A 24,262-nucleotide genomic window follows, 5' to 3' on the forward strand; every position below is an offset into this window, starting at 1 on the left:
TCTATTTGTTTTTACAGATAGTAATGTATTGTTCAATAGTAGGTTTGCACTCATTGCCAAATAGTTGGGTAAGGATATCTATTTTCTCTTTTAAATCATCAGGAACTTCAGTATTTACCTTGTTTAGTATCAGTAGTATTTCCGATTCGCGTTCAGCATTAATTTGCGCAAACATTGTTGTCATTTTATGAGCTATAGCCTTAATACCTGCATAGTCTTCTGCTTCAGCAAGTGTAGCTAATTTTTGTAAGTTCTCATCTGTTTCTTTAATGAATTGTTCATATATAGTTACAATACCCTCAGTATCATCACCCATAAATGTTTCTAATATTTCAGGTGTATAGCCACCTATGGGGGTATGAGTGCTCACCATAATTGGTTTGTGTATTACTTCAATATTCAGTTTAGGGAAAAATATCTGTAGTTTTTCATAAAACTTCTCTGGGGTAAAAGGCTTGGGTAATATCCCCGAGAAACCACTTTGGGTATAAAAGCTTTCAGGCACATCACGTCTACCAGTAATAGCTAGTACAGGTAGTGGGTGGTCTTGATATTGCTCATTAAATAGGGTAACAAAGTGAAACCCATTCATTTCAGGCAATTGTATGTCAGTTATTACTAGGTCAAATTTAAGCTGAGGTAGCCGCTCAAGAGCTTCTTTGCCATTAGTAAAGGTAATAGGGCGTATTTGTTTTTGTTTAAGTAGTTCTTCAATAAGTGATAGGATAGAGTTATCGTCATCAATTACTACAACAGTAATATTCTCAGCTTCTTTGTCTGATGTAATTATAGGCGTAGCTTGAGTGCGTTTCACCACTTTTTCAGCAATGAATCTCAATGTAAAGGTACTACCTTTCCCTTCTTCGCTTTCTAAGTATATCTTACCTCCCAGTAAGTGAGCTAATTTTTGTGAGATGTGCAGCCCTAATCCCGAACCTCCATAACGCTTCGATATTTCATCATTAGCTTGCGTGAATTCGTCAAAAATATGTTCCTGTTGTTCCTTTTTAATGCCTATACCAGTGTCAGTTACCGCTATCCCTATTTCGTACTCCTCATCTTTTATTTGTCGGGCATCAGCTTGTATATGCACAACGCCTTTATCAGTAAATTTAAATGCGTTCGAAATAAAGTTGTACAATATCTGCTTAATCCTATAAGCATCACTAGAAAAGTTCAGCTCTTTAACCGTATCCGAAAAACTAAAAGAAAGTTCTATTTCCTTCTGTTTATAGGCCGATTTCACATTAGCAGCTACCTCATCAATAATTTCAGTAGTATTAAAAGGTATTTTCTCCAACACTATTTTCCCACTTTCAATACGAGTATAATCCAAAAGCTCATCTACCAGTTTTGAAATATAATCCGATGAGTATTTAATATGTGAAAGGTAATTCTTTCCCCTAGCCGAAATATTTTGCTTGCTCAATAACTCCGAATAGCCCAAAATCGAACTTAAAGGAGTGCGCAAATCATGACTTACCATCGATATCAGCTGCTCACGGTTTTTTAGTAAGTTATTGCTTTTACGGTTAGCAGCTTCCAATCGTTTGCGGTATTGTTGCGAAATGACAAAATCATTAATAATCACAATAGCCGAAATTGCTATGATACCCAAAGCTATAAAAAAAGCAAGTAACAGCAGGTCTCGGCTATTCTCAAAAATAGCTTTGCGTTCCAAACTAAGTTTTTGTGAGCTCAGTAGTATTTCTTCCCCAAAATTACGCAGCATATCATCTAGCTTGCGTGATAGCAGCACATCGTTATGCCAAAGCTGCTGCATTTGTTCGTTAATTTGGTTTTTAGTCTCTTGGTTTTCAGCGTCTACTTTGTTTAGTAAGCTAAGGGTCTCCATTACTACCTTGTCAAACTTATTGTTCTTAGTAAGTTTCTCTAATGAAGGCGCAATCTTTATATACTGATATTTTTTCAGAATACTCTCTATGTCGGCAGGAGTAATTTTAGGGCTAACATTCTTTTTTTTCAATTGGTTTTTGGTATAAAGTTCATAACCCAAATAAGGCTCCAAGCTCGATAGTTTGTTTATGGCAGCACGTATAATTATTGAGCTGCTATCGCGTTCCTGATATGATTTCAGTTCTTGTAAGTTTTGGCTTTTTAGTTTTAGCAGTGAAGTAATAGTATCCAAGGTAAAGAGTTGCTTTTCCGAACTGATATCACGTCTAAACATCAATATTTCAGTTTGCAAATGTAAGTTTTTTTGCAAAAATACATATAAAGCCTCTTTATCATCAGTACGTATAGCAACTCTACTAGCGTTTTCAGCATCGTTCACTAAGGTGATAATTTTGGTTACTTGTACAATCTTAGCTCTATCTTGCTGGTTAATAGTCTCTTGCTCCGATAGTTTATTAATTTCTTTTAAAATCACATACCCCGCTACTAATGATACACATACCAGTAGTGTATAGCTTATAATTACCTTTATAGTTATTTTGCTTACTTTCATTTCAAATATCTGAATATGCGCGCAAAAGTACAATTTTTTTTCAAAATAGCAAAAGCTATCTCTTTTATCCAATGCCTACCTCTTTCTACCTAAAAATAAAAAAATCTCATCTATTTCTCATTTTTATTGCCAATATTTCAAAAAATACCAACCCTTATTTTGTTTTTGAGTAAAAACGCAAATCCCTAATAATCAGCTCGGTTAGCTCTCATCACTACCCCAAGCACCTTATAGCTATCCCTTACAATGAACGAACGAATAACGAAGGATAAACGAACTGTAAACGAAGGATAAACATTATCTTGCTGAATATCAGCCGCTTTATTTTCAAATCTTATTTTTGCCGAAATTGCAACAAAACTCTCCAAACACTGCATTTTTCTCATTACTCTATATGCCGTTGTAGGTGCCAAATCAGCCCAAAAACGACTTGCTAAAATACCTATTTTGAAATTAATTCTTGCTAATTCAAAAATAATTACTAATTTTGCACCGATTTTTTGAAAACATTGCTGTTATTTATGATAAAATCATCATATAATGAGAAAAATGCAAAATCATTTATGTTGCTCAATGCCAAGGGTAAAAGAATCTAATTTTTTAAACTATATTCAGATGTTAAAAACGATCAAAATCACTATGCTGCTCTTCATCGCAGCCATCATTACTCAATGTAAAAAAGAAGACGAACAACCACAACCTGTGTTCAACCCTTTTACAATTGAAAAAAATGAAGTAGCTCTTACTGAGGGACAAACTGAAGTAGTGAAAATCACTTCCGGCAATAACGATTATAAAATTATCGAGACCCAAACAAGCAAAAATATTGCTGCCGCTACTCTTACTGCCGATAAAACGGCTATAAGTATTACTGCTAAAACGGCTGGAGAAACCAAAATTTCAGTTATCGATAATAAAGTGCCAGACCAAATTAAGTTTATTGTTATAAAAGTTAGCAAACAGCCGAACCCCTTTACACTCGAAAAAACTGCTCTTGAAGTAGAAGTAGGCAAAACAGCCGAACTAAATATTACCTCCGGTAATGGCGATTACCAGCTTACACAAACCGAAAGCAGCAAGGCTATAGCTACCCTTACAGTTAGCAGTACAGCTCAAAAAATAACTGTCAATGCTCTTGCCGAAGGTACAGCTACCGCTACTATAACCGATGTAAAAACCAATAACCACATAACATTCACTATTACAGTTGTTGATAATACCCCTAAAGTCTTTCAACTTGAAAAAACAGAACTCAATATTAAAATAGGTGAAACAGCACAACTGAAAATACTTAACGGTAAAGGAAAATACAGCACACAGTACCCCTCTTACCCACAAGCTACAATCTCTTTTGAAAACAACCTGCTTAAAATCAAAGCTAACCAATTACCAGGCTTTTTTGAATTGTTAGTAATTGATGAGATTTCAGCCCAAACAGCCTCCCTCACTGTCTATGTAACTCCTCATTCTAATGCCGATTTCCAACTTAGTGCCGATGGAACTACCTTACTTAAGTGGACAGGATCTACTACCACACCTATCGATATGAATACCAACCTTTATTTAAGTAAGGTTACAACTATTGGCGAAAATGCCTTTGCCAATACCCAGTTGGAACGAATATTTCTTACTAAAAAAATTAAAAGCATTAAAAACAGAGCCTTTTATAATACAAAAGTAACATATTTAGCCCTTGAAGAAACAGCTTTAACCGAAATAGGTGCCGAGGCATTTAAAGGAACTCCCATTGCCGATATACACCTTCCTAATACACTTACAACTATAGGCGAAGCAGCCTTTGAAGGTTGCAAAGCGCTTACATTAAATGCTTTGCCTACTCAGCTTACAGCTATTGCTCCCAATACTTTTGCCAATACAGGCGTTACCACTATGCGCATACCTCAAAAGGTAAGTAGTATAGGGCAAGGAGCCTTTAAAGGTTGCGATCTCAAATCAATAGAAATAGGCGCTACTACACCACCTACTTTAGCCAAAGACGCAATTCCTACCACCATTCAGTACATACAAGTACCCGAAGGCACTGCCAATGCTTACAAAGCAGCTGTTAATTGGAGTGATTATGCCAATGTGATAGATTAATTTGTACATAAATGGGATTCTGAATTTGCCAATTAGCAGAATTTGTTAATTGGCAAATTTGCTATATGCAAAAAAGTTTGTACTTTTGCGCCGCAATTCTAAAAAGAGTTATTTTCCTTTTTGCCTCAAAAGTAAAATAAGGATGTTTGTTATTTTCCTTTTTGCCCTAAAAGTAAAATAAGGATGTTTGTTATTTTCCTTTTTGCCCTAAAAGTAAAATAAGGATGTTTGTTATTTTCCTTTTTGCCCCAAAAGTAAAATAAGGATGTTTGTTATTTTCCTTTTTGCCCTAAAAGTAAAATAAGGATGTTTGTTAATTTTCTTTTATACAAAAAAGTAAAATAGGAATAGTTGAGTTATAATGGAACAGTTTAAAGCCGGCACTTATATCAATCAAGGATATTACAAAAGTTTCCAGCCTATGTTTATTAACCGAGAATGGCAGATGCACGATATGGATGTGCTACAACTGCTCAGTCAGGCTGATAGACACTTAGGTAGATTGGATATGTATTCAGAATATGTGAATATTGAAATGTTTATCCAAATGCATATTGCTAAAGAAGCTACTCAATCATCAAGAATAGAGGGAACACAAACCAATATAGAAGATACATTTTTAGAGAAAAAAGAAGTAGTGTCAGAAAAAAGAAATGATTGGGAAGAAGTGCAAAATTATATTTTAGCTATGAAAGAAGCAGTGGAACTATTACATACATTGCCTTTCTCTTCACGACTGATACGACAAACACACAAAATATTACTACAAGGGGTACGAGGCGAACATAAACAACCAGGTGAATATCGTGTAAGCCAAAATTGGATAGGTGGGGCTACAATAAACGATGCAGTATTTGTACCTCCAGTACACACTTCATTATCAGAATTGATGTCAGATTTAGAGAAATTTGCTAATGATGATTCCAATCCTCTACCCGACTTGCTGAAAATAGCAATTATACATTACCAATTTGAAACTATTCACCCCTTTCTAGATGGTAATGGACGAGTAGGACGATTGCTCATAACACTTTACTTGGTAAGTAAAGGAATTCTCAAGAGACCCATATTGTATTTATCTGATTTTTTTGAACGTAATAGAGCCTTGTACTATGATAATCTTACAAGGGTACGAACGCATAACAATATCAGTCAATGGCTAAAGTTTTTCCTTACAGGAGTAATTGAAACAGCCAAAAAAGGTGTCTCAACTTTTGATGCAATACTTCAGTTACAACATACCATTGATGCTAAAATAAAAGAGTTAGGCTCAAATAAATATAAAGATACTAATAAGTTAGTCGCTTTTATGTATCAAAATCCAGTAGTAGATGCTCAAAAAATAAGTAGTGTGATAGGAAAATCACATAAAACTACTTATAACTTAATAGCCGAATTGGAAAAAATAGGCGTTCTAAAAGAAACAACTGGAGCATCACGAGGAAAAATTTATGTATTTAAAGATTATATAGATTTATTTAAAAAGTAATCTCAGTAAGTTTTATTAATTATTAATTGTTAATTGAGAAATGTTTTATCATCTGTTAGAAAACCTTGAAAAATTCTATGACTTTCCTGGGTCAGGTTTGTACAAATACTTATCATTTAGGGCAGGCTTAGCACTAATGTTATCCTTGCTTATTTCTACTATCTATGGCAAGCGCATCATACGTCTACTACAGCGCAAACAGATAGGTGAAACAGTTCGCGACCTCGGGCTTACAGGGCAGAATGAAAAAGCAGGTACTCCTACTATGGGCGGTATTATCATTATTCTTGCTACCCTTATACCCGTACTATTGCTGGCAAAGTTAGATAATGTGTACACCATTTTGCTTATCATTACTACTGTCTGGATGGGTACTATCGGTTTTCTAGATGATTATATCAAAACCTTCCGCAAAAATAAGGACGGACTAAAAGGACGCTTTAAGGTACTCGGTCAGGTAGGTTTGGGTATTATTGTAGGGGCTACACTTTACTTTAATGAAAATGTAACTATAAAAAATGAAAAAACAGGTATTGGGCGCGCTCGTACCGAAGTGGTTACCTCTATGCCTGCCGAGAACATAGTGCCCGAAGTGAAATCTACCAAAACAACTATTCCTTTTGTAAAAAACAATGAATTTGACTATGCCGACCTTATTGCTTGGACAGGCGATAACTACCACCATTACGTATGGCTTATCTTTATTCCTATTGTTATACTTATAGTAACAGCAGTTTCCAATGGTGCCAACCTTACCGATGGTATTGATGGCTTAGCAGCAGGAAGTTCGGCTATTATAGTGCTTACCTTGGGTATCTTTGCGTGGGTATCAGGTAACGTAATTTTCTCAGAATATCTCAATATTATGTACATACCACGTGTGGGCGAAATGACAGTGTTTATAGCTGCTTTTGCAGGAGCCTTAGTAGGCTTTTTGTGGTACAACACCTATCCAGCCCAAGTATTTATGGGCGATACAGGTAGCCTTACCATTGGGGGTATTATAGCTGTGATAGCTATAGCAGTGCGTAAGGAACTGCTTATACCCATATTATGTGGTATTTTCTTGATAGAGAACTTGTCTGTAATACTGCAAGTAGCTTATTTTAAATATACAAAGAAGAAATATGGTGAAGGACGACGTATCTTTTTAATGTCGCCTTTACATCACCATTATCAAAAGAAGGGCTATCACGAAAGTAAAATAGTAATGCGCTTCCTTATTGTAGGAATTTTCTTAGCAGTTATTAGTATTGTAACACTAAAAATCAGATAGAAGAAAGTTTTAATCAGTCGTTAATTAGAGGGATTAGCTTCTCGTTAAACCATTTATAACGATTGATAATCATAATATGAGTGCCGTTGGTTACTACCACGGCATTTTTTATATATTGTATCGGGAATACGGGGTCTTTATCACCGTGAATGTGAAGGGTGCGGGGTAGCGGTGCTTCTTGTTGCCAGTTTACTATCTTATCAATCGACCAGTCTAAGTAAGCAGGCGAACGCATTCCTATATACTTTTCATAAAGGGCAAGTCGCTTGCTTATTACTTCCGAAAAAGAAAAGCGCTTCCAAAACTCCAAATTGCTGATAGCACTAGTAGGTAGTAGTTTGTGTAATGAGGTATAACGTGCCAGTAACATCTTTTTAGGTAGCTCGTGTTGGGTTTTTACACTCGATATAACAACTATTTTCTCATAATTAGGAAGCTGCTTAGCTACCTCTTGCATAATAATCCCCCCGAATGATACACCCAAAAGAATAGGGTAGGGGGTAGTAATATCCTCAGCTATCCGGCTAGCATAATGCGCTAACGACTCATTTTTTTCAGGCGTTATCCAGTCTAACAAGTGCACATTGTAGTGCGGCGGAAACTGCAAATGCTCAAATATTTTGGGGCTTGCAGCCATACCAGGCATTAGGTATATGTGTGGCGAATCTTTTATTTTTATATTCATTTGTATTGTTTTATTACGAAATTTTAGTACCTTTGCAGCGATTTTTTAAGGTATAGGGTATCCAATTACTACCCTCCCTAAACGAAGCAAAAGTACAACTTTTTTTGAAATATATTACAGTCCAGCTGAAATAGATAGAACTAACATACAATAATTGTTTTCATTTATCAAATATATTTCTCTCAATGCAGATCAATTTTTTTCAACTATACTAATAAAAAACACAATACTATGGAAGTAATTGATAATGAATTTTCTCGGCAGTATCAGGCAAAACTCAATGGAGAACATGCTTTTATTGATTACGCTATACAAGAGCGTAAAATATTTCTTACTAAAACCCTGTTGCCACAATCAGCAACCGAGGCGCTTGTCGATGAATTTTTTAAAGGAGCAGTTGATATGATAGCTCATAAAAAATACAAGGTAGTGCCTGTATGTCCTGTGGCTATTAGCTTTTTCAAGCGCAACAAGCAATATAAAGAGGTACTTTCAGCCGGTATACGAATATAGGAAAGAATTAAAAATAATATTATATGAAAGCAGTATTTTTAGACCGTAACACGCTATCCGAGCGTATCGATGTTGATATCCCTAAAGGTGTAAATCAATGGGTGGCATTCCAAAAAACCGCCCCCGATGAAATTGTACAACGCTTAAAGCCAGCCGATATAGCTATAGTGAACAAGGTGAAATTAGATGAGGCTACTCTTAGGCAGTTGCCTAACCTCAAACTCATACATCTTACTGCTACAGGTATGGATAATATTGATAAAGAGGCGGCTAAAGCTTTAGGTATCGAAGTAAAAAATGTAGCTGGCTACTCTACCGAAAGTGTTACCGAACATTTCTTCTTATTGTTGCTTTCGGCTATGCGTGCCTTAAAAACTTATCACGCTAGCGTTGCTGATGGTACTTGGCAAAAAGATGGTCGTTTTTGTCTTACAGAGCCTCCTGTATTGGAACTCCATGGCAAAACTTTAGGTATTATAGGGGTAGGTAACATAGGTAAGCAAATAACTCAAGCTGCTAAAGTATTTGGTATGCGCGTACTTTGGGCTGAACGCCAAGGTAAAGTTCCTCGTAACGACCAGTATACTGAGTTTGATAAGGTGTTAGCACAGAGTGATATAATCTCTATCAACTGTCCTCTAACTCCCGAAACTAAACATTTAGTAAATGAAGACTTTATATCTAAACTTCGCAAAAAACCATTGATTATAAATGTAGCACGTGGCGCTGTGGTTGATCCTCAAGCTGTGTATGAAGCTATTGAAAGTAACCGTATTATGGGCTTTGCTACCGATGTGTTTGAACAAGAACCTCCGTTGGAAAATGACCCATTACTTAAAATAGCTAACCATCCTCGTGTTATTTACACCCCTCACATTGCTTGGGCTAGCGAACACGCACAAGATAAACTATGGCGTATTCTTAAAAAACAAGTAGAAGATTTTATAGTAAAATACAAAGCTGCACATAAAGAAAATGATAAGAAAGCATAATTTCAGTGCAGGACCCTCTATATTGGCTCCTGAGGTTTTTCAAAAAGCCTCAGAAGCTATTATTAATTTTGAAGGTTCTGGCTTATCGGTAATCGAGATATCACATCGTAGTAAGGAGTTTTTAAGAGTAATAGAGCGCGCTCGTGCCTTAGCATTGGAAATAGCTGGGTTGGGTGATGAATATGAGGCACTTTACTTACACGGTGGGGCAAGTACTCAGTTCCTAATGGTACCTTATAATCTGTTACAAACCAAAGCGGCTTATATAGATACTGGTACGTGGGCTAGCAAAGCTCAAAAAGAGGCTGCTTTATTTGGTGAAACTGATGTGATAGCTAGTTCTAAAGCCGATGGCTATAAGTATATTCCTAAAGGGGTTACTGTACCTACCGATGCCGATTACCTACATATTACTACTAATAATACTATCTATGGTACCGAGTATCACCATTTGCCAGAAACCAGAGTGCCTTTAGTAGCCGATATGAGTTCAGATATTTTCTCACGTCCATTGGACTATTCTAAATTTGGACTTATTTATGCAGGTTCACAAAAAAACTTAGGGGCTTCGGGGTCTACTTTAGTAATGGTGAAAAAGGAATTGTTGGGTAAAGTGACTAGAAAGCTGCCTTCAATGATGGATTACCAGCTGCATATCAAGAATGATAGTTTGTACAATACCCCAGCTACTTTTGCTATATATGTCAATCTATTAGTATTGGAGTGGATACAAGCACAAGGCGGATTAAAAGCCTTAGGACTATGTAACAAAACTAAAGCCGATTTGCTTTATAATGAAATTGACCGAAATCCATTAACGATAGGGTATGCTAATAAAGAAGACCGCTCTCTAATGAATGTCGTATTTAACCTTACCGATGAAAGTACCCAAGAGCGTTTTGATGCTCTTTGTAAAGAAGCTGATATTAGTGGTATAAAAGGACATCGTAGTGTAGGAGGTTATCGTGCTTCAATTTATAATGCCCTTCCTTTGGAAAGTGTTGAGGTGTTAGTAGAAGTGCTTAAAGAGTTTGAAAGAAGAGGGTAAAACCGCTTAATAATATAATTTTTTACTTTGCTAAAGTATTTATTGCTTTGGCAAAGTTTATTTTTTTGTGTAATGAACTAAGATGCTAATGGTTTAAAATGTATATTCTTTACCTCTTTAGGTAAACAGTTTTCTTGTGTTTTGTAGAGGTAAATCAAAAAAATGAATCAAATTTATAAATAGTAGGAAGTACTGTCACAATAAAAAAATCTTTAAAAAATTTTATGGTTTCAAAAAAATGCTGTAACTTTGCATTCTCAAACAATAGTGATTTTTTTTAACGTGGTGAGTAAAAAGATGATAATTGAATGGATATAATGGAGAATATCTATCAATTTCTTTACACTAAATGAGATTTTCCAAACTGAAAGAAGTCAGTAAAGCTGACAAAGTAATTGTAAACTAATTTTAGGAAGTATTCCTAATTTCTATAATAGTTGATTATTAATTTAAAAGAAAATGATTAAAAAAGTATTTTTATCAATCTCTGCAACGCTGTTTTGTACAGTGCTATTTGCGCAACAAGAGTCGCAATATACACAATATATGTACAATACAATGTTATTTAACCCAGCTTATACAGGCTCACGTGAGGTAGGTAGCCTTTTTGGTACTTTCCGTACTCAGTGGGTGGGTATTAAAGGAGCGCCTACTAATGGTAGTGTGAGTTACCACCAGCCTATGCAATCGTTGCGTAATGTAGGTTTAGGAGGTTCTATTTTTCGTGAAAGTATAGGGCCACAATCACAAACTGAACTAGCTGTGGATGTATCGTACACTATCAATTTTGAAAACTCTAAATTGGCTTTTGGATTGCAAGGTTCTGGTAGTATATTCCAAATAGATTATGATGAACTACGCAAGCAGGATGCTACTGATGTGAGTTTGATAGGTAAAGAAAGTGTATTTTCTCCTAACTTAGGGGCAGGAGTTTATTGGTACACCAATAAGTATTACTTAGGTTTTTCGGTGCCTAATATGTTGGAGACAAGTCATTATAAGAACAATTCGGTATCAGTGCTTAAAAATAGTCAGCACTTGTATTTAATAGGAGGTTATGTTTTTGACTTGAATGATAATGTGAAGTTTAAGCCAGCGGTGTTATCAAAAGTAGCATTTGGAGCTCCTTTGCAAGTAGATGCTTCTTTGAACTTTATGTTCAATGAGAAGTTTGTGTTGGGAGCGGCTTATCGCTGGTCGGCAGCGGTGAGTGTAATGGCAGGCTTCCAGATAAACGATCGTTGGTTTGCTGGTTATGGTTATGACTATGAAACCACTGAGTTATCAAAATACAACTCGGGTTCGCACGAGATATTCTTGCGTTATGAATTGGTGAAGACTTACAAGAAGATTGTTTCACCACGTTTCTTTTAATTGTTAAATTATTAATTATCAAATATGAAGCTATTAAAATTTATTTTAGCCTTATGTTGTACTTCAATTGCATTTGCCCAGCCAGAACGTGAGTTGGAAAAAGCAAAAGAGATGTACAAAAACTTCGCCTATATTGATGCTATCAAAATTTATGAAAAGATAGCTAAGAAGGGATATGTAAATCAGGAATTGTTGGAGAGTTTAGGAAATGCTTATTACTACAATGCTGAATATAAAAATGCCTTAACTTGGTATGAACAACTTTTTGAAGAAGGGAAATACAATGTAAAACCCGAATACTATTATCGTTACGCACAAGCACTTAAATCAGTAGGAAAATATACCGAATCAGATAAGTTAATGGCACAGTTTGCCGAACTTACAGGTAATGCTGATACTCGTGCCGTATTGTTTGAAGAAAATAAAGACTATCAGGAAGTAATTCAGGGTAATTCAGGACGTTTAGAGTTACACCCTGTATCTATTAATACTGAATATTCAGAATATGGACCTTCTTTTTATCAAGATAAGATAGTTTTTACAGCTGCAAATAGCGGAAGAACCTCAAAAGGAGGCGTTTCTCAGTGGACAGGAGAGAGTTATTACGATTTGTATATGGCTGATCGTGATAAAGAAGCCTTGTCTAATAAGAAGTTTTTCTCTACTACACTAAATACTCCTTTTAATGAATCAACAGCTGTTTTTACTAAGGATGGGAATACCGTTTATTTTACACGTAATAACTATGTAAACCGTAGAGTGGGTACTAATATTGAGAATACTATTTTATTGAAAATATTACGTGCGACCAAGGATGCTAACGGAAATTGGGGTAATGTAGTTGAAATACCTTTTAATAGTGACCAATATAATGTGGCACACCCCGCATTGAGCCCAGATGAAAAGTATTTATACTTTGCATCAGATATGGAAGGAACTCTAGGGAGTTCAGATATTTTTCGTGTAGAAATATTAGGAGATAATAAATATAGTACTCCTGAAAACTTAGGTAATATTATTAACACATCAGGACGTGAGTCATTTCCATTTATTTCAAAAAATAATATTCTTTACTACTCATCAGATGGTTTCCCTGGTTTAGGAGGCTTGGATATTTTTGCTGTAAAATTCTATGATAACGGTACTGTTTCTAAACCTATTAACATTGGTATGCCTGGTAATAGTGCTGATGATGACTTCTGTTTTGTAATGGATAGTGATACTAAAATAGGTTTTCTTACCTCAAACCGCCCAGGTGGTAAAGGTAAAGATGATATTTATAGCTTTTTTGAAGAAAAACCTCTCTTGTTTGACTGTGAAAGAATGATTAAAGGAGTACTTAAAGACTCAGAAAATAAAGATGTTATTGCAGATGGCCTTATTATCCTTTCAGATAAAACAATGAAAGAGGTAGCCCGCCAACGCACTAAATCTGATGGTACATTCAGCTTTGATAAGGTAAATTGTAAAGATTTATATTATTATTTACGTGCCGAGATAGGTAACTATGAAACTACTGAGGTGAAAGTAGATTTAGATTCAGAAGGAGATATCTTCTATGAGTTTATGATTAAACCTCGTGAAATAGCTATTGATAAAAATATTGATTTAGCTAAAATACTTAATATCAAAGAAATTTACTTTGATTTGGATAAATCAAATATACGACCTGATGCCGCTGTTGAGTTAGCTAAGATTGTAGAGGTAATGAAAGAACATCCTGCTATGAAGATAGATATCCGTTCACATACTGATAGTCGTGCTTCTGATGATTACAACCTCAAATTATCTGATCGTCGTGCTAAATCTACTATGGAATGGATAGTGAAACAAGGCATAGATCGCAAACGACTTACTGCTAAAGGCTATGGTGAAACTCAACTTGTTAATGGATGCTCTAATGGTGTTCCTTGTACTGAAGAAGAACATCAGGCTAATCGTCGTAGTGAGTTTATAGTAGTAAGTATGGGTGAATAATTGATAAAACCAAAATTGTTTTGAAAGCTTCAGCAGAAGAAATGTCATTCTTAGATCATTTAGAAGAATTGCGCTGGCATATTATACGCTCAGTAGTAGCAGTGGTGTTAGTAGCAGTAGTAGCATTTCTTTGCAAAGACTTTATATTTAGCATTATTTTTGCTCCCAAAAATGGTGATTTTTTCATCTATAGAATGTTCTGTGAAATAGGTCATTGGTTTAAATTTGAAAGTGCTTTTTGCACGCAAGAATTACCTTTTACTATCCAAAGCCGTACTATGGCAGGTCAATTCTCAGCACATATCTGGACATCTATTTGGGCAGGTGTAATTATAGCATTCCCTTATATACTATATCAACTTTGGAGTTTTATTGCTCCAGGCTTATATGAAAATGAACGTAAGTTGGCAAGAGGATTTATCCTCATTGCCTCCTTACTGTTCTTTTTAGGGGTACTATTTGGTTATTATCTAATAACACCTTTATCAGTCAACTTTTTAGGTTCATATTCGGTAAGCCCAGAGGTAAAAAATCAAATAGATATAGATTCATATATTTCGGTAGTGCGCTCATCAGTGCTTTCCTGTGGCATTGTTTTTGAGTTACCCATTATTATCTATTTCCTTACTAAATTGGGAGTGGTGACTCCTGTTTTTATGCGAAAATATCGCAAACATGCTGTGGTAGTAGTGCTTATTATAGCAGCAGTAATTACTCCTCCCGATGTAACAAGCCAAATAATTGTGGCTATACCAATTATGATTTTGTATGAAATAAGTATTTTTATTTCAGCTTATGTTTTAAAAAAGAACAAAAATAAGGTAACTTAATAATTTTAATGGATTGTAATACCTACTTACAGCAATTACCCAACGTAAAAACGTTGAAACAGCTTTGTAAAGGACAAGCTGTATTAGATTGGATTATTTGTGGTCACGAATTTGAAGTTTATCACACCTACTACAAAGTAAATGAGGAAGAATATGAAGGTTGTGAAGCTCAATGGGGACATGGATTTGAAGATGAAGATGGCTCATCAGTATCTTTTTACTTTGTTGATAAAGCTTGTATAATAGTTCCTTCATCAAGTGGAGAAGATACTAAAGAAGGAGATAACCGTTCTTTTGAAAAACGTATTCCTAAATTGTTCTTACCTTATTACCGAAAAAACTTCTCTGAAAGTGATATCCCTTTTATTATCTATTCATTAGATGGCGAAACTTGGCAATGTCTTCAGAATTTTGAGATAGAAGAACATATCAATAAGTTTGATTTTATTAGTCTTGATCCTATCAAGTATAAAGAATGGGCAATAGATTATTTGGGAGAGGAAGGATTCCTACAGGAAGTTGTGAATGAACAAACTATTTCTGACCTTTATGAAGGTAAAATGCTTACTGAAGCTATGGTATATAGTATTGTAACAGAAGTGCATGATTGGGTAGATTTGGAAACAGAACTTAACGAAATGCCTTACCGTTTTTCGTTTTAACAGCAATATATGAAGTTAGTAGTAAACGATATTATTAAAATATACAAAGGAAGAAAAGTAGTAAAAGGAGTTTCTCTTGAAGTAAATCAAGGTGAAATAGTAGGTTTATTAGGGCCTAATGGGGCTGGCAAAACTACTTCCTTTTATATGATTGTTGGGTTGATTAAACCCAATGGTGGTACTATATTTTTAGATAATACTAATATCACCCAATATCCTATGTATAAACGTGCTCAAAGTGGTATAGGTTATTTAGCCCAAGAAGCATCTGTATTTAGGAAATTAAGTATTGAAGATAATATCAAGAGTGTATTACAACTTACAAAACTTTCTAAAGCAGAACAACAACGAAAAACTGATGAACTAATAGATGAGTTTAGCTTGGGACATATCCGTAAAAATCGTGGCGACCTACTCTCAGGGGGAGAACGTCGCCGTACCGAAATTGCCCGTGCTTTGGCTACTAGTCCAAATTTCATATTGCTCGACGAACCTTTTGCTGGAGTAGACCCTATTGCGGTGGAAGATATCCAACGCATTGTAGCACAGCTCAAAAATAAAAATATAGGTATCCTTATCACCGACCATAATGTGCAGGAAACTCTTGCGATTACCGATCGCACTTACTTGATGTTTGAAGGAGGCATCCTTAAATCAGGAGTACCTGAAGATTTGGCTGCCGATGAGATGGTAAGAAAAGTATACCTTGGAAGAAACTTCGAGTTGAGACGTAAGAAAATATTAACCGATAAAGAATGACTAAAAACTATAATATAATGAAAAATTTAGTAGACCGTTTTATTAAGTACATAAAAATAGACTCTCAATCTAATCCTGAGAGCGAAACAACACCCAGCACAAAAAAACAATGGAATATGGCAAACCTGTTGGTAGAAGAATTGAAAGCTATTGGTTTGCAAGAAGTAACTATAGATGAGAATGCCTATGTAATGGCCACGTTGCCATCAAATGTAGATTACCCAGTGCCTACTATTGGTTTTATTTCTCACTTTGATACCTCTCCTGACTTCTCTGGTGAAAACGTAAATCCACAATTTATAGAAAATTATGATGGGGGGGATATAGTCCTCAACAAAGAACAAAATATCGTATTATCACCTTCTTACTTTGAGGATTTGTTACTCTACAAAGGCAATACCATTATTACAACTGATGGAACTACCCTTTTGGGTGCTGATGATAAGGCAGGTATAGCTGAAATTGTAACAGCTATGGAATACCTCGTACAACATCCTGAAATTAAACATGGAAAAATTAGAGTAGGCTTTACCCCAGATGAGGAAATAGGTCGTGGAGCTCATAAATTCGATGTGAAAAAATTCGCAGCAGATTGGGCTTATACAATGGATGGTGGACAAATAGGAGAACTTGAATATGAGAGTTTTAACGCAGCTGGTGCTAAAATTCACTTCAAAGGAAAAAGCGTACACCCTGGTACTGCTAAAAATAAAATGGTGAACTCAATGCTCGTGGCTACTCAGTTTATCAATGCTCTCCCAGCCGATGAAATTCCAGCACGTACCGAAGGTCGCGAAGGATTCTATCATATTACTGATATTTCTGGAGATGTAGAAAATACGGTAGTACAGCTTATTATTCGCGATCACGACCGAGATGTCTTTAACAAACGCAAGGCCATAGTACAACAAATTGTAGATGATCTAAACAAGCAAATGCCTAATGTGGCAGTAGCTGAAATAAAGGACCAATACTACAATATGGGTGAAAAAATTAAACCTGTAATGCACATTGTAGAAGTAGCTGAACGTGCGATGAAAGAATTGGGTATTACACCTATTACCAAACCTATCCGTGGCGGTACAGATGGCTCTCAGCTTAGCTTTATGGGCTTACCTTGTCCTAATATATTTGCTGGTGGACATAATTTCCATGGTAAATATGAGTTTGTCCCAGTAGAAAATCTAGAAAAAGCTACTGAGGTAATTGTAAGAATAGCAGAATTGGTAGCCCAAAAATAATAAATTAGCAGATTAATGAACAAATGAAGTTATTAATCTGCTAATTTGTTATTTACCATTAATTATTAATTTATAAAGAAATGCCTAAGATATCACATAGAGCTGAAATATTACCTTTATCACCTATTAGAAAACTGACCCCTTATGCTGAAAAAGCGGTTAAGGAAGGTAAAACTATTTATCATTTAAATATAGGTCAACCTGATATAAAAACTCCTGAAATAGCTGTTCAAGCAGTGAAGGATTTTACTCCTGAAGTATTGGAATATACCAAAAGTCAAGGCGTTGATTCATTGCGTGAAAAAGTAGTGGGATACTATGCTAAACATGATATTAGTATAGATAAAGATGACCTTATCATTACTTGTGGAGGTTCAGAAGCTCTTATCTATGTAGTTGCAACTGTAGCCAATGCGGATGATGAAATTATTATTCCAGAGCCTTATTATGCTAATTATATTAGTTTTTCAGAAGCTTTTGATGCTGTTTGTGTGCCTATTACCTCTTCTTTTGATAATAATTTTGCACTACCACCTATTGAAGAATTTGAAAAAAAAATTACTTCAAAAACTAAGGCTTTTCTAATTTGTAATCCTGGTAATCCAACAGGCTACTTATACTCTAAAGAAGAAATTTTACAGTTAGCAGCTATTGCTAAAAAGCACGACTTGTTTTTGATTTTTGATGAGGTGTATCGTGAGTTTGTATATGATGGAGCCTCTCATTATTCTATTATGCAGGTACAAGGTATTGAACAAAATGCTATAATGATAGATTCAGTTTCAAAACGTTTTAGTATGTGTGGAGCTCGTATAGGTTGGGTAGTATCTAAGAATAAGCAGGTACTAAAGTCAGTCTTAAAGTTTGCTCAAGCTCGCCTTTCACCTCCTACTTACTCACAAATAGCTGCAGAACGTGCTTTTGATGTGCCTGAAACATACTTTACTGAAGTAATTGATGAATATACTAAACGTAGAAAAGTACTAATAGAAGAATTGCAAAAGGTAGAAGGTGTACGTGTGTCAATGCCTAAAGGAGCGTTTTATTGCATAGCTGAATTACCTGTCAAAAATGCTGAAGATTTTTGTATCTGGTTGTTGGATAAATACGCTTTAAATAATGAAACTGTAATGTTAGCGCCTGCAGAAGGTTTTTATGCTACAAAGGGGTTAGGTTATAATCAAGTGCGTATTGCTTATGTGCTTAAAGAAGAAAAAATAGTAAGGGCTATTAGTATCTTGAGAGAGGCTCTTAAACAATACAATAAGAACTGAAATTTAATATTAGAGTTGTAAAAGGTAATAGCACTTTTTAATATACTAAGTGCTAATAATTAATTAGTTATATTTTTAGCAATTAAAAAAAAAGAATAAAATTATTGTTATTTCAAAAATAATTCGTACTTTTGAGGCGAAAAATTACAAATAGACAATGTCAGTTAAAAAAATAGCAGTATTAACATCAGGAGGAGACGCTCCTGGAATGAATGCAGCCATCCGTGCGGTGGTGCGTACTTGTGCTTACCATAATATAGGAGTGGTAGGAGTGTATCGCGGTTATCAGGGAATGATAGAAGGCGATTTTGAAGAAATGAATGCCCGTAGCGTTCGTGATATTATCAACAGAGGAGGTACCATACTAAAGTCAGCTCGCTCTAAAGATTTTAAAACTCCTGAAGGTCGTAAAGTAGCTTATGAAAATCTCAAAGCAGCAGGAGTTGATTCATTAATAGTTATTGGAGGTGATGGTTCTTTTACTGGAGCACTTCTTTTCAATAAAGAGTTTGGTTTCCCTGTAATAGGAATTCCCGGTACTATTGATAATGATATATATGGAAGTGACTTTACTTTAGGATATGATACAGCTCTTAATACAGTAATTGATGCGATTGATAAAATTAGAGATACAGCAAGTTCTCATAATCGCTTATTTTTTATTGAAGTAATGGGGCGTGATGCAGGCCATATAGCACTAAACTCAGGTATTGGAGCAGGAGCAGAAGAAATTCTTATTCCTGAAGAAAATATAGGACTTGAAAAACTATTACATTCATTAGAAAAAAGCCGTAGTACTGGTAAAACTTCAAGTTTAGTAGTAGTAGCTGAAGGAGATAAAATAGGTAAAAATGTTTTTGAACTAAAAGAATATGTAGAACATCACCATCCTGATTACGATGTACGTGTATCTGTATTAGGACACATGCAACGTGGAGGAGCTCCTTCTTGTTTTGACAGAGTGTTAGCAAGTCGTATGGGCGTAAAAGCAGTAGAATCTCTATTAGAAGGTAAATCAAACTATATGGTAGGGATTAGAAATACTAAAATGGAACTTACACCGCTTGAAAAAGCAATCAAAGGGAACTCTAAAATAGATACTGAACTCCTTCGTGTAGCTGAAATTATGGCTACATAATGGATAGTAAATAAAAAATAGAATAACAAATTAATTAAATTAAAAGAGAATTATGTCAGTAAAAATTGGAATTAACGGTTTCGGACGTATTGGACGTTTGGTATTCCGTGCTGCTTATGAAAGAGCCGACGTTGAAATCGTTGGGATTAATGACCTTTTGGATGTAGATTACATCGCTTACCTTTTAAAATACGATTCAGTTCACGGTACTTTTAAAGGAGACGTGAAAGTAGAAAATGGACACCTTGTAGTTGATGGTAAAGTAGTACGTATCACAGCTGAAAAAGATCCTAACAATCTTAAATGGAATGAAGTACATGCAGATGTAGTAGCTGAATGTACTGGTATTTTTACTACTTTAGAAAAAGCTCAAGCACATATTAACGCTGGTGCTAAAAAAGTAGTAATCTCAGCTCCTTCAGCAGATGCTCCTATGTTTGTAATGGGTGTAAATCATAAATCAGTAAAAGCTACAGATAATATTGTATCTAATGCTTCTTGTACAACAAACTGTTTGGCTCCTATAGCTAAAGTATTACATGATAACTTTGGTATTGAAGAAGCTTTGATGACTACTGTTCACGCTACTACTGCTACTCAATTAACAGTAGATGGTCCTTCTAGAAAAGACTGGAGAGGTGGTCGTTCTGCACTTTGCAACATCATTCCTTCTACTACAGGTGCTGCTAAAGCTGTAGGAAAAGTAATTCCTGAACTAAATGGAAAACTTACAGGTATGGCTTTCCGTGTGCCTACTGCTGATGTTTCAGTAGTTGACTTAACTTTCCGTACTAAAAAAGCAACTACTCTTGATGAAATTAATGCAGCTATGAAAAAAGCTTCAGAAGGTGAATTAAAAGGTATTCTTGGATATACTGAAGATCTTGTAGTATCTCAAGATTTTGTAGGTTGTAAAAATACTTCAATCTTTGATGCTAAAGCAGGTATTGGTTTAAGTGCTAACTTCTTTAAAGTGGTTTCTTGGTACGATAACGAAACTGGTTATTCTAACAAATTAGTTGATTTAGCACAACATGTAGCTAAATTATAATTTATTAAAAGGGTGAGGTACCTATATAAGGTGCTCTCACCCTTTTTTATTGTATAACAACTAAATAAATCCGAAACAATATGATTTTAATTGTTGATAGTGGCGCTACTAAAGCCGACTGGACAGCTTTAAATAGTAAGGGTGAAAAAGTATTCTTCACCCAAACTTTAGGATTAAATCCTGAAGTACTTACAGAAGAAATTCTTGTAGAACGTATCACTACAAATTACCAACTTTTTGAAAATAGAAATAGTGTAGCTGAAATTTATTTCTATGGAGCTGGTTGTGGTACTGATCGTATCCGTTATTTTGTAGAACGCAGCTTGGCAACTATCTTTAAAAATGCTAAAATACAAGTAAAAGAAGATACTTATGCTGCTGTATTTGCAACAACTAAACCTAGCGATAAGGCTATTGTTTGTATTTTAGGTACAGGAGCTAACTGCTCATATTGGGATGGTGAGGAATTATACCAAGCAGTAGATTCATTAGGTTATATATTAATGGATGAGTCTAGTGGTAACTTCTATGGTAAACGTTTGCTTATTGATTATTTCTTTAAGAAAATGCCAGCAGACCTTGTGCAGAAGTTTGAAAATCAATATGAATTGAGCTCAGATGTGATTAAAAACCACTTATACAAAATGCCTAATCCTAATAGTTATTTGGCTACTTTTGCTAAATTCGTGGTAGAAAATAAAAATCATGAGTACTGCCGTGATATGGTGAAAAAAGGAATGCAATTATTTGTTGACCATTGGATTTCACAATATGAAGCTCGCTATGAAGTGCCTATCAATTTTGTGGGTAGTATAGCTTTCTTCCTTCAAGATATTTTGGAAGAAGTATTAGCTGAAAACAACCTCAAATTGGGTACTGTACTTAGAAAACCAATTGATGGTTTAGTAGCTTTCCATATAAATAAATTCTTCTAAGAAGAGATTAAGCTAATAAAAAAGGCTCGCACAAATTAATTTGTGCGAGTCTTTTTTTGTTTTAAAATAAGCCATAAAGCAAACTATCTATCTTGTTGATAATATCGCCTAAATCTTCAGGGTTATCTACAAAGTTGATGTTATCTACTTCTATAATAAGTAATTTTCCTTTATTGTATTCTTTTATCCATTGTTCATAGCGTTGGTTTAGTCGGTTAAGATAGTCAATAGAAATAGAGTTTTCATAATCACGACCACGCTTTTGTATTTGGTTTACTAAATTGGGTACAGTGCTCTTTAAGTAGATGAGTAAGTCGGGAGGAGATATAAGTCGCTCCATAAGGGCGAAAAGTGATTGGTAATTATTAAAATCACGAGAGCTCATTAATCCCATTTCATGTAGGTTGGGGGCAAAAATATGAGCATCTTCATAAATGGTACGGTCTTGAATAATATCATTTCCTTTTTCTCTGAAGTCTAATATTTGTCTAAATCTACTATTTAAAAAGTAAATTTGTAGGTTAAAACTCCAGCGCTCCATTTGGTGGTAAAAATCGTCTAAATATGGATTATCGACCACATCTTCAAAATGAGCTTCCCATTGATAATGTTTAGCTAATAGTGCTGTAAGAGTAGTTTTGCCCGCACCTATATTTCCTGCTATAGCTATGTGCATTTTTATAATAGTTTTTTATTGTCGTCTGGCAGACATTTAATGATAGATGTATTTTTAATTTCTTGTATAACAAATGAGCTTTGTATGTTAGAGATGATTTCTAATTTTGAAATTTTATGTACTACGAAATTCTGATACTCTTCCATATCATTTAGTACTAATTTCAAAAGGAAATCGTATGGGCCAGCCATATATGAGGCTTCTAACACTTCATCGAGCGTACTGATATATCTTTCAAACTCATCAAATAACTCACCATTATGTCTAAGTAATTTTACTTGGCAATAAGCTATCAGTTTTTTTCCTAAAGCTTTTGGGGTTACGATGGCAGTATAACGCTGGATAACGCCTAAGGTTTCCAATCGTTTCACCCGTTCGTGTACCGGAGTGATAGAAAGTTTAACTTTCTCTGCTAATTTTTTGATTGATTGCTTGCTATCTCGCTGTAGCTCGTCTAACAACAAAAAATCTGTTTGATCTAACATATACATATTCTTCTCAACTTATTGGGCGTAAAATTAGAAAATATTTTTGATATAGTAGGTGTTTTTAGAAAATATTTTTTCTTGTAAGGTTTAAGTACTTAATAATCAATAAGATAAATGGATAAAGTGTTTTTGATTTTTGCTTATTTCGTTTTATTATTGTAGTTTTGCCCCATTATCATTAAAAAAACATTTCAAAATGAATGAAATAGACTACAAATTTGTCCATAAAGATTTTAGAATTAACGGCTTTCCTATCGATAGAGAGCGCCTTGTTGTATTGGCTGTTGCTTATGTAAAAGACGGATTACCTTATCGAAAATCGGTAGGTCGTTTTTTGTTAGATTGGTTAGATGACCGTGATTATATAGAGGCTACTACCTCTGGCTCGACAGGAATTCCTAAGCAGATTAAGCTTAAAAAACAAAGTATGGTTAATTCTGCCTTGGCAACAGGAGAATATCTTGGCTTATCACCTAAAAACCGTGCTCTTCTTTGCTTGCCAACTGATTTTATTGCTGGTAAGATGATGCTTATTCGTGCAATAGTACTTGGTTTGCATATTGATATTATTCGTCCTTCATCAATGCCACTATCACTTACTAGTAAAGACTATGATTTTTGTGCAATGATTCCATTGCAAGCAGCGAAATCACTAACTGATTTACCTCGTGTGAAGAAGGTTATTTTAGGTGGAGCTTCTATTGATGGTGAATTGGAAGCTAAACTTCAAAATGTATCTACAGAAGTATATTCTTCTTATGGAATGACTGAGACTATCTCACATATTGCTATGCGCCGTGTAAATCATACAGAAGAGCCTGAAACTAGTTATAAAGCAATGCCTAATGTGGCTTTTTCGCAAGATGATCGTCATTGTTTGGTAATTGAAGCTCCTCTTATTGCTGAGCATCCTGTGGTTACTAATGATATGGTAAACCTTATCTCACGAACTGAGTTTGAATGGCTTGGTAGGTTTGATAATATCATTAACTCTGGTGGATTTAAGGTATTTCCTGAAAGTGTAGAGCGCAAAATTAAAAAATATATTAAGGGAGATTACTTTATTACTAAAGAAGCTGATGATGAGTTAGGACAACGTGCTGTACTTTATGTGCAAGGTACAGAAGAAGATTATCCTACACTTGCTCATGATATTTATATGGATAAAGATATGCTTAAATACGAGGTGCCACGAGAAATTTACTTTGTTCCTGAATTTGTATATACTGACAATCAGAAAGTAAAGCGTGACGATACTGTAAAGAAATATAAACAATAATCCAT

General features: G+C 35.0%; 21 protein-coding genes. 17 read left to right on the forward strand and 4 right to left on the reverse strand.

What is annotated here, in order from left to right:
• Position 1: 1 nt before the first annotated feature.
• The gene (locus tag C4H12_RS01410; protein WP_106097331.1) at positions 2 to 2,470 is read right to left on the reverse strand and encodes an ATP-binding protein; all 2,469 of its coding nucleotides are present in this window, start codon (positions 2,468 to 2,470) and stop codon (positions 2 to 4) included.
• A gap of 615 nt (positions 2,471 to 3,085) precedes the next feature.
• Here C4H12_RS01410 and C4H12_RS01420 point away from each other — a divergent pair.
• The 3 genes from C4H12_RS01420 (at position 3,086) to mraY (ending at position 7,335) form a co-directional block, all read left to right on the forward strand.
• Entirely contained in the window at positions 3,086 to 4,570 is a 1,485-nt protein-coding gene (locus C4H12_RS01420) for a leucine-rich repeat domain-containing protein (RefSeq protein ID WP_164997582.1), read from the forward strand.
• Between the two features lie 361 nt (positions 4,571 to 4,931).
• Positions 4,932 to 6,059 carry a Fic family protein gene (locus C4H12_RS01425; RefSeq protein ID WP_106097334.1) on the forward strand — a complete coding sequence of 376 codons (1,128 nt, stop codon included), beginning with the start codon at positions 4,932 to 4,934 and terminating at the stop codon, positions 6,057 to 6,059.
• A gap of 40 nt (positions 6,060 to 6,099) precedes the next feature.
• The gene (gene mraY, locus C4H12_RS01430) at positions 6,100 to 7,335 is read left to right on the forward strand and encodes a phospho-N-acetylmuramoyl-pentapeptide-transferase (protein ID WP_106097335.1); all 1,236 of its coding nucleotides are present in this window, start codon (positions 6,100 to 6,102) and stop codon (positions 7,333 to 7,335) included.
• A 13-nt stretch (positions 7,336 to 7,348) separates the two neighbouring features.
• Here mraY and C4H12_RS01435 read toward each other — a convergent pair whose 3' ends face one another.
• On the reverse strand, positions 7,349 to 8,020 hold the full coding sequence (locus C4H12_RS01435; protein WP_106097336.1) for an alpha/beta fold hydrolase: 672 nt from the start codon (positions 8,018 to 8,020) through the stop codon (positions 7,349 to 7,351).
• 231 nt (positions 8,021 to 8,251) lie between these two features.
• Between C4H12_RS01435 and C4H12_RS01440 the strand changes: the two genes are divergently transcribed.
• The 13 genes from C4H12_RS01440 to C4H12_RS01500 all read left to right on the forward strand — a co-directional run bounded on the left by C4H12_RS01440 (position 8,252) and on the right by C4H12_RS01500 (position 21,814).
• Positions 8,252 to 8,533 (forward strand): GNAT family N-acetyltransferase, encoded by a 282-nt coding sequence (locus C4H12_RS01440; RefSeq protein WP_106097337.1) that lies wholly within the window; start codon positions 8,252 to 8,254, stop codon positions 8,531 to 8,533.
• 23 nt (positions 8,534 to 8,556) lie between these two features.
• A complete protein-coding gene (locus C4H12_RS01445; protein ID WP_106097338.1) occupies positions 8,557 to 9,525 on the forward strand; it encodes a D-2-hydroxyacid dehydrogenase in 969 nt (322 codons plus the stop codon).
• Positions 9,512 to 10,573, forward strand: coding sequence for a 3-phosphoserine/phosphohydroxythreonine transaminase (serC, locus tag C4H12_RS01450; protein WP_106099391.1), 1,062 nt, complete (start codon positions 9,512 to 9,514; stop codon positions 10,571 to 10,573). The genes C4H12_RS01445 and serC overlap by 14 nt, the downstream gene beginning before the upstream one ends.
• A gap of 459 nt (positions 10,574 to 11,032) precedes the next feature.
• Positions 11,033 to 11,947 carry a type IX secretion system membrane protein PorP/SprF gene (locus C4H12_RS01455; RefSeq protein WP_106097339.1) on the forward strand — a complete coding sequence of 305 codons (915 nt, stop codon included), beginning with the start codon at positions 11,033 to 11,035 and terminating at the stop codon, positions 11,945 to 11,947.
• A 24-nt stretch (positions 11,948 to 11,971) separates the two neighbouring features.
• Complete coding sequence (locus tag C4H12_RS01460) at positions 11,972 to 13,924, forward strand: OmpA family protein (protein ID WP_106097340.1); 1,953 nt, start codon at positions 11,972 to 11,974, stop codon at positions 13,922 to 13,924.
• Positions 13,925 to 13,965: 41 nt separating this feature from the next.
• Positions 13,966 to 14,754, forward strand: coding sequence for a twin-arginine translocase subunit TatC (tatC, locus tag C4H12_RS01465; RefSeq protein WP_371514503.1), 789 nt, complete (start codon positions 13,966 to 13,968; stop codon positions 14,752 to 14,754).
• An 8-nt stretch (positions 14,755 to 14,762) separates the two neighbouring features.
• A complete protein-coding gene (locus C4H12_RS01470) occupies positions 14,763 to 15,416 on the forward strand; it encodes a hypothetical protein (RefSeq protein ID WP_106097342.1) in 654 nt (217 codons plus the stop codon).
• Positions 15,417 to 15,425: 9 nt separating this feature from the next.
• The gene (lptB, locus tag C4H12_RS01475) at positions 15,426 to 16,175 is read left to right on the forward strand and encodes an LPS export ABC transporter ATP-binding protein (RefSeq protein ID WP_106097343.1); all 750 of its coding nucleotides are present in this window, start codon (positions 15,426 to 15,428) and stop codon (positions 16,173 to 16,175) included.
• Between the two features lie 17 nt (positions 16,176 to 16,192).
• Positions 16,193 to 17,416, forward strand: coding sequence for a peptidase T (pepT, locus tag C4H12_RS01480; protein WP_106099392.1), 1,224 nt, complete (start codon positions 16,193 to 16,195; stop codon positions 17,414 to 17,416).
• 80 nt (positions 17,417 to 17,496) lie between these two features.
• A complete protein-coding gene (locus tag C4H12_RS01485; protein WP_106097344.1) occupies positions 17,497 to 18,690 on the forward strand; it encodes a pyridoxal phosphate-dependent aminotransferase in 1,194 nt (397 codons plus the stop codon).
• Positions 18,691 to 18,847: 157 nt separating this feature from the next.
• A complete protein-coding gene (gene pfkA, locus C4H12_RS01490) occupies positions 18,848 to 19,828 on the forward strand; it encodes a 6-phosphofructokinase (protein ID WP_106097345.1) in 981 nt (326 codons plus the stop codon).
• A 52-nt stretch (positions 19,829 to 19,880) separates the two neighbouring features.
• Positions 19,881 to 20,879, forward strand: coding sequence for a type I glyceraldehyde-3-phosphate dehydrogenase (gene gap / locus C4H12_RS01495; RefSeq protein WP_106097346.1), 999 nt, complete (start codon positions 19,881 to 19,883; stop codon positions 20,877 to 20,879).
• Between the two features lie 80 nt (positions 20,880 to 20,959).
• Positions 20,960 to 21,814 (forward strand): N-acetylglucosamine kinase, encoded by an 855-nt coding sequence (locus C4H12_RS01500; RefSeq protein WP_106097347.1) that lies wholly within the window; start codon positions 20,960 to 20,962, stop codon positions 21,812 to 21,814.
• A gap of 61 nt (positions 21,815 to 21,875) precedes the next feature.
• Here the strand turns inward: C4H12_RS01500 and C4H12_RS01505 are convergent, their stop codons facing one another.
• Entirely contained in the window at positions 21,876 to 22,490 is a 615-nt protein-coding gene (locus C4H12_RS01505) for a deoxynucleoside kinase (RefSeq protein WP_106097348.1), read from the reverse strand.
• 2 nt (positions 22,491 to 22,492) lie between these two features.
• Entirely contained in the window at positions 22,493 to 22,981 is a 489-nt protein-coding gene (locus C4H12_RS01510) for an Lrp/AsnC family transcriptional regulator (protein WP_106097349.1), read from the reverse strand.
• Between the two features lie 193 nt (positions 22,982 to 23,174).
• Here C4H12_RS01510 and C4H12_RS01515 point away from each other — a divergent pair, with 193 nt between their 5' ends.
• Complete coding sequence (locus C4H12_RS01515) at positions 23,175 to 24,257, forward strand: AMP-binding protein (RefSeq protein WP_106097350.1); 1,083 nt, start codon at positions 23,175 to 23,177, stop codon at positions 24,255 to 24,257.
• Positions 24,258 to 24,262: the final 5 nt, after the last annotated feature.

This window comes from Capnocytophaga sp. oral taxon 878 (assembly GCF_002999135.1).
Lineage (GTDB): Bacteria > Bacteroidota > Bacteroidia > Flavobacteriales > Flavobacteriaceae > Capnocytophaga.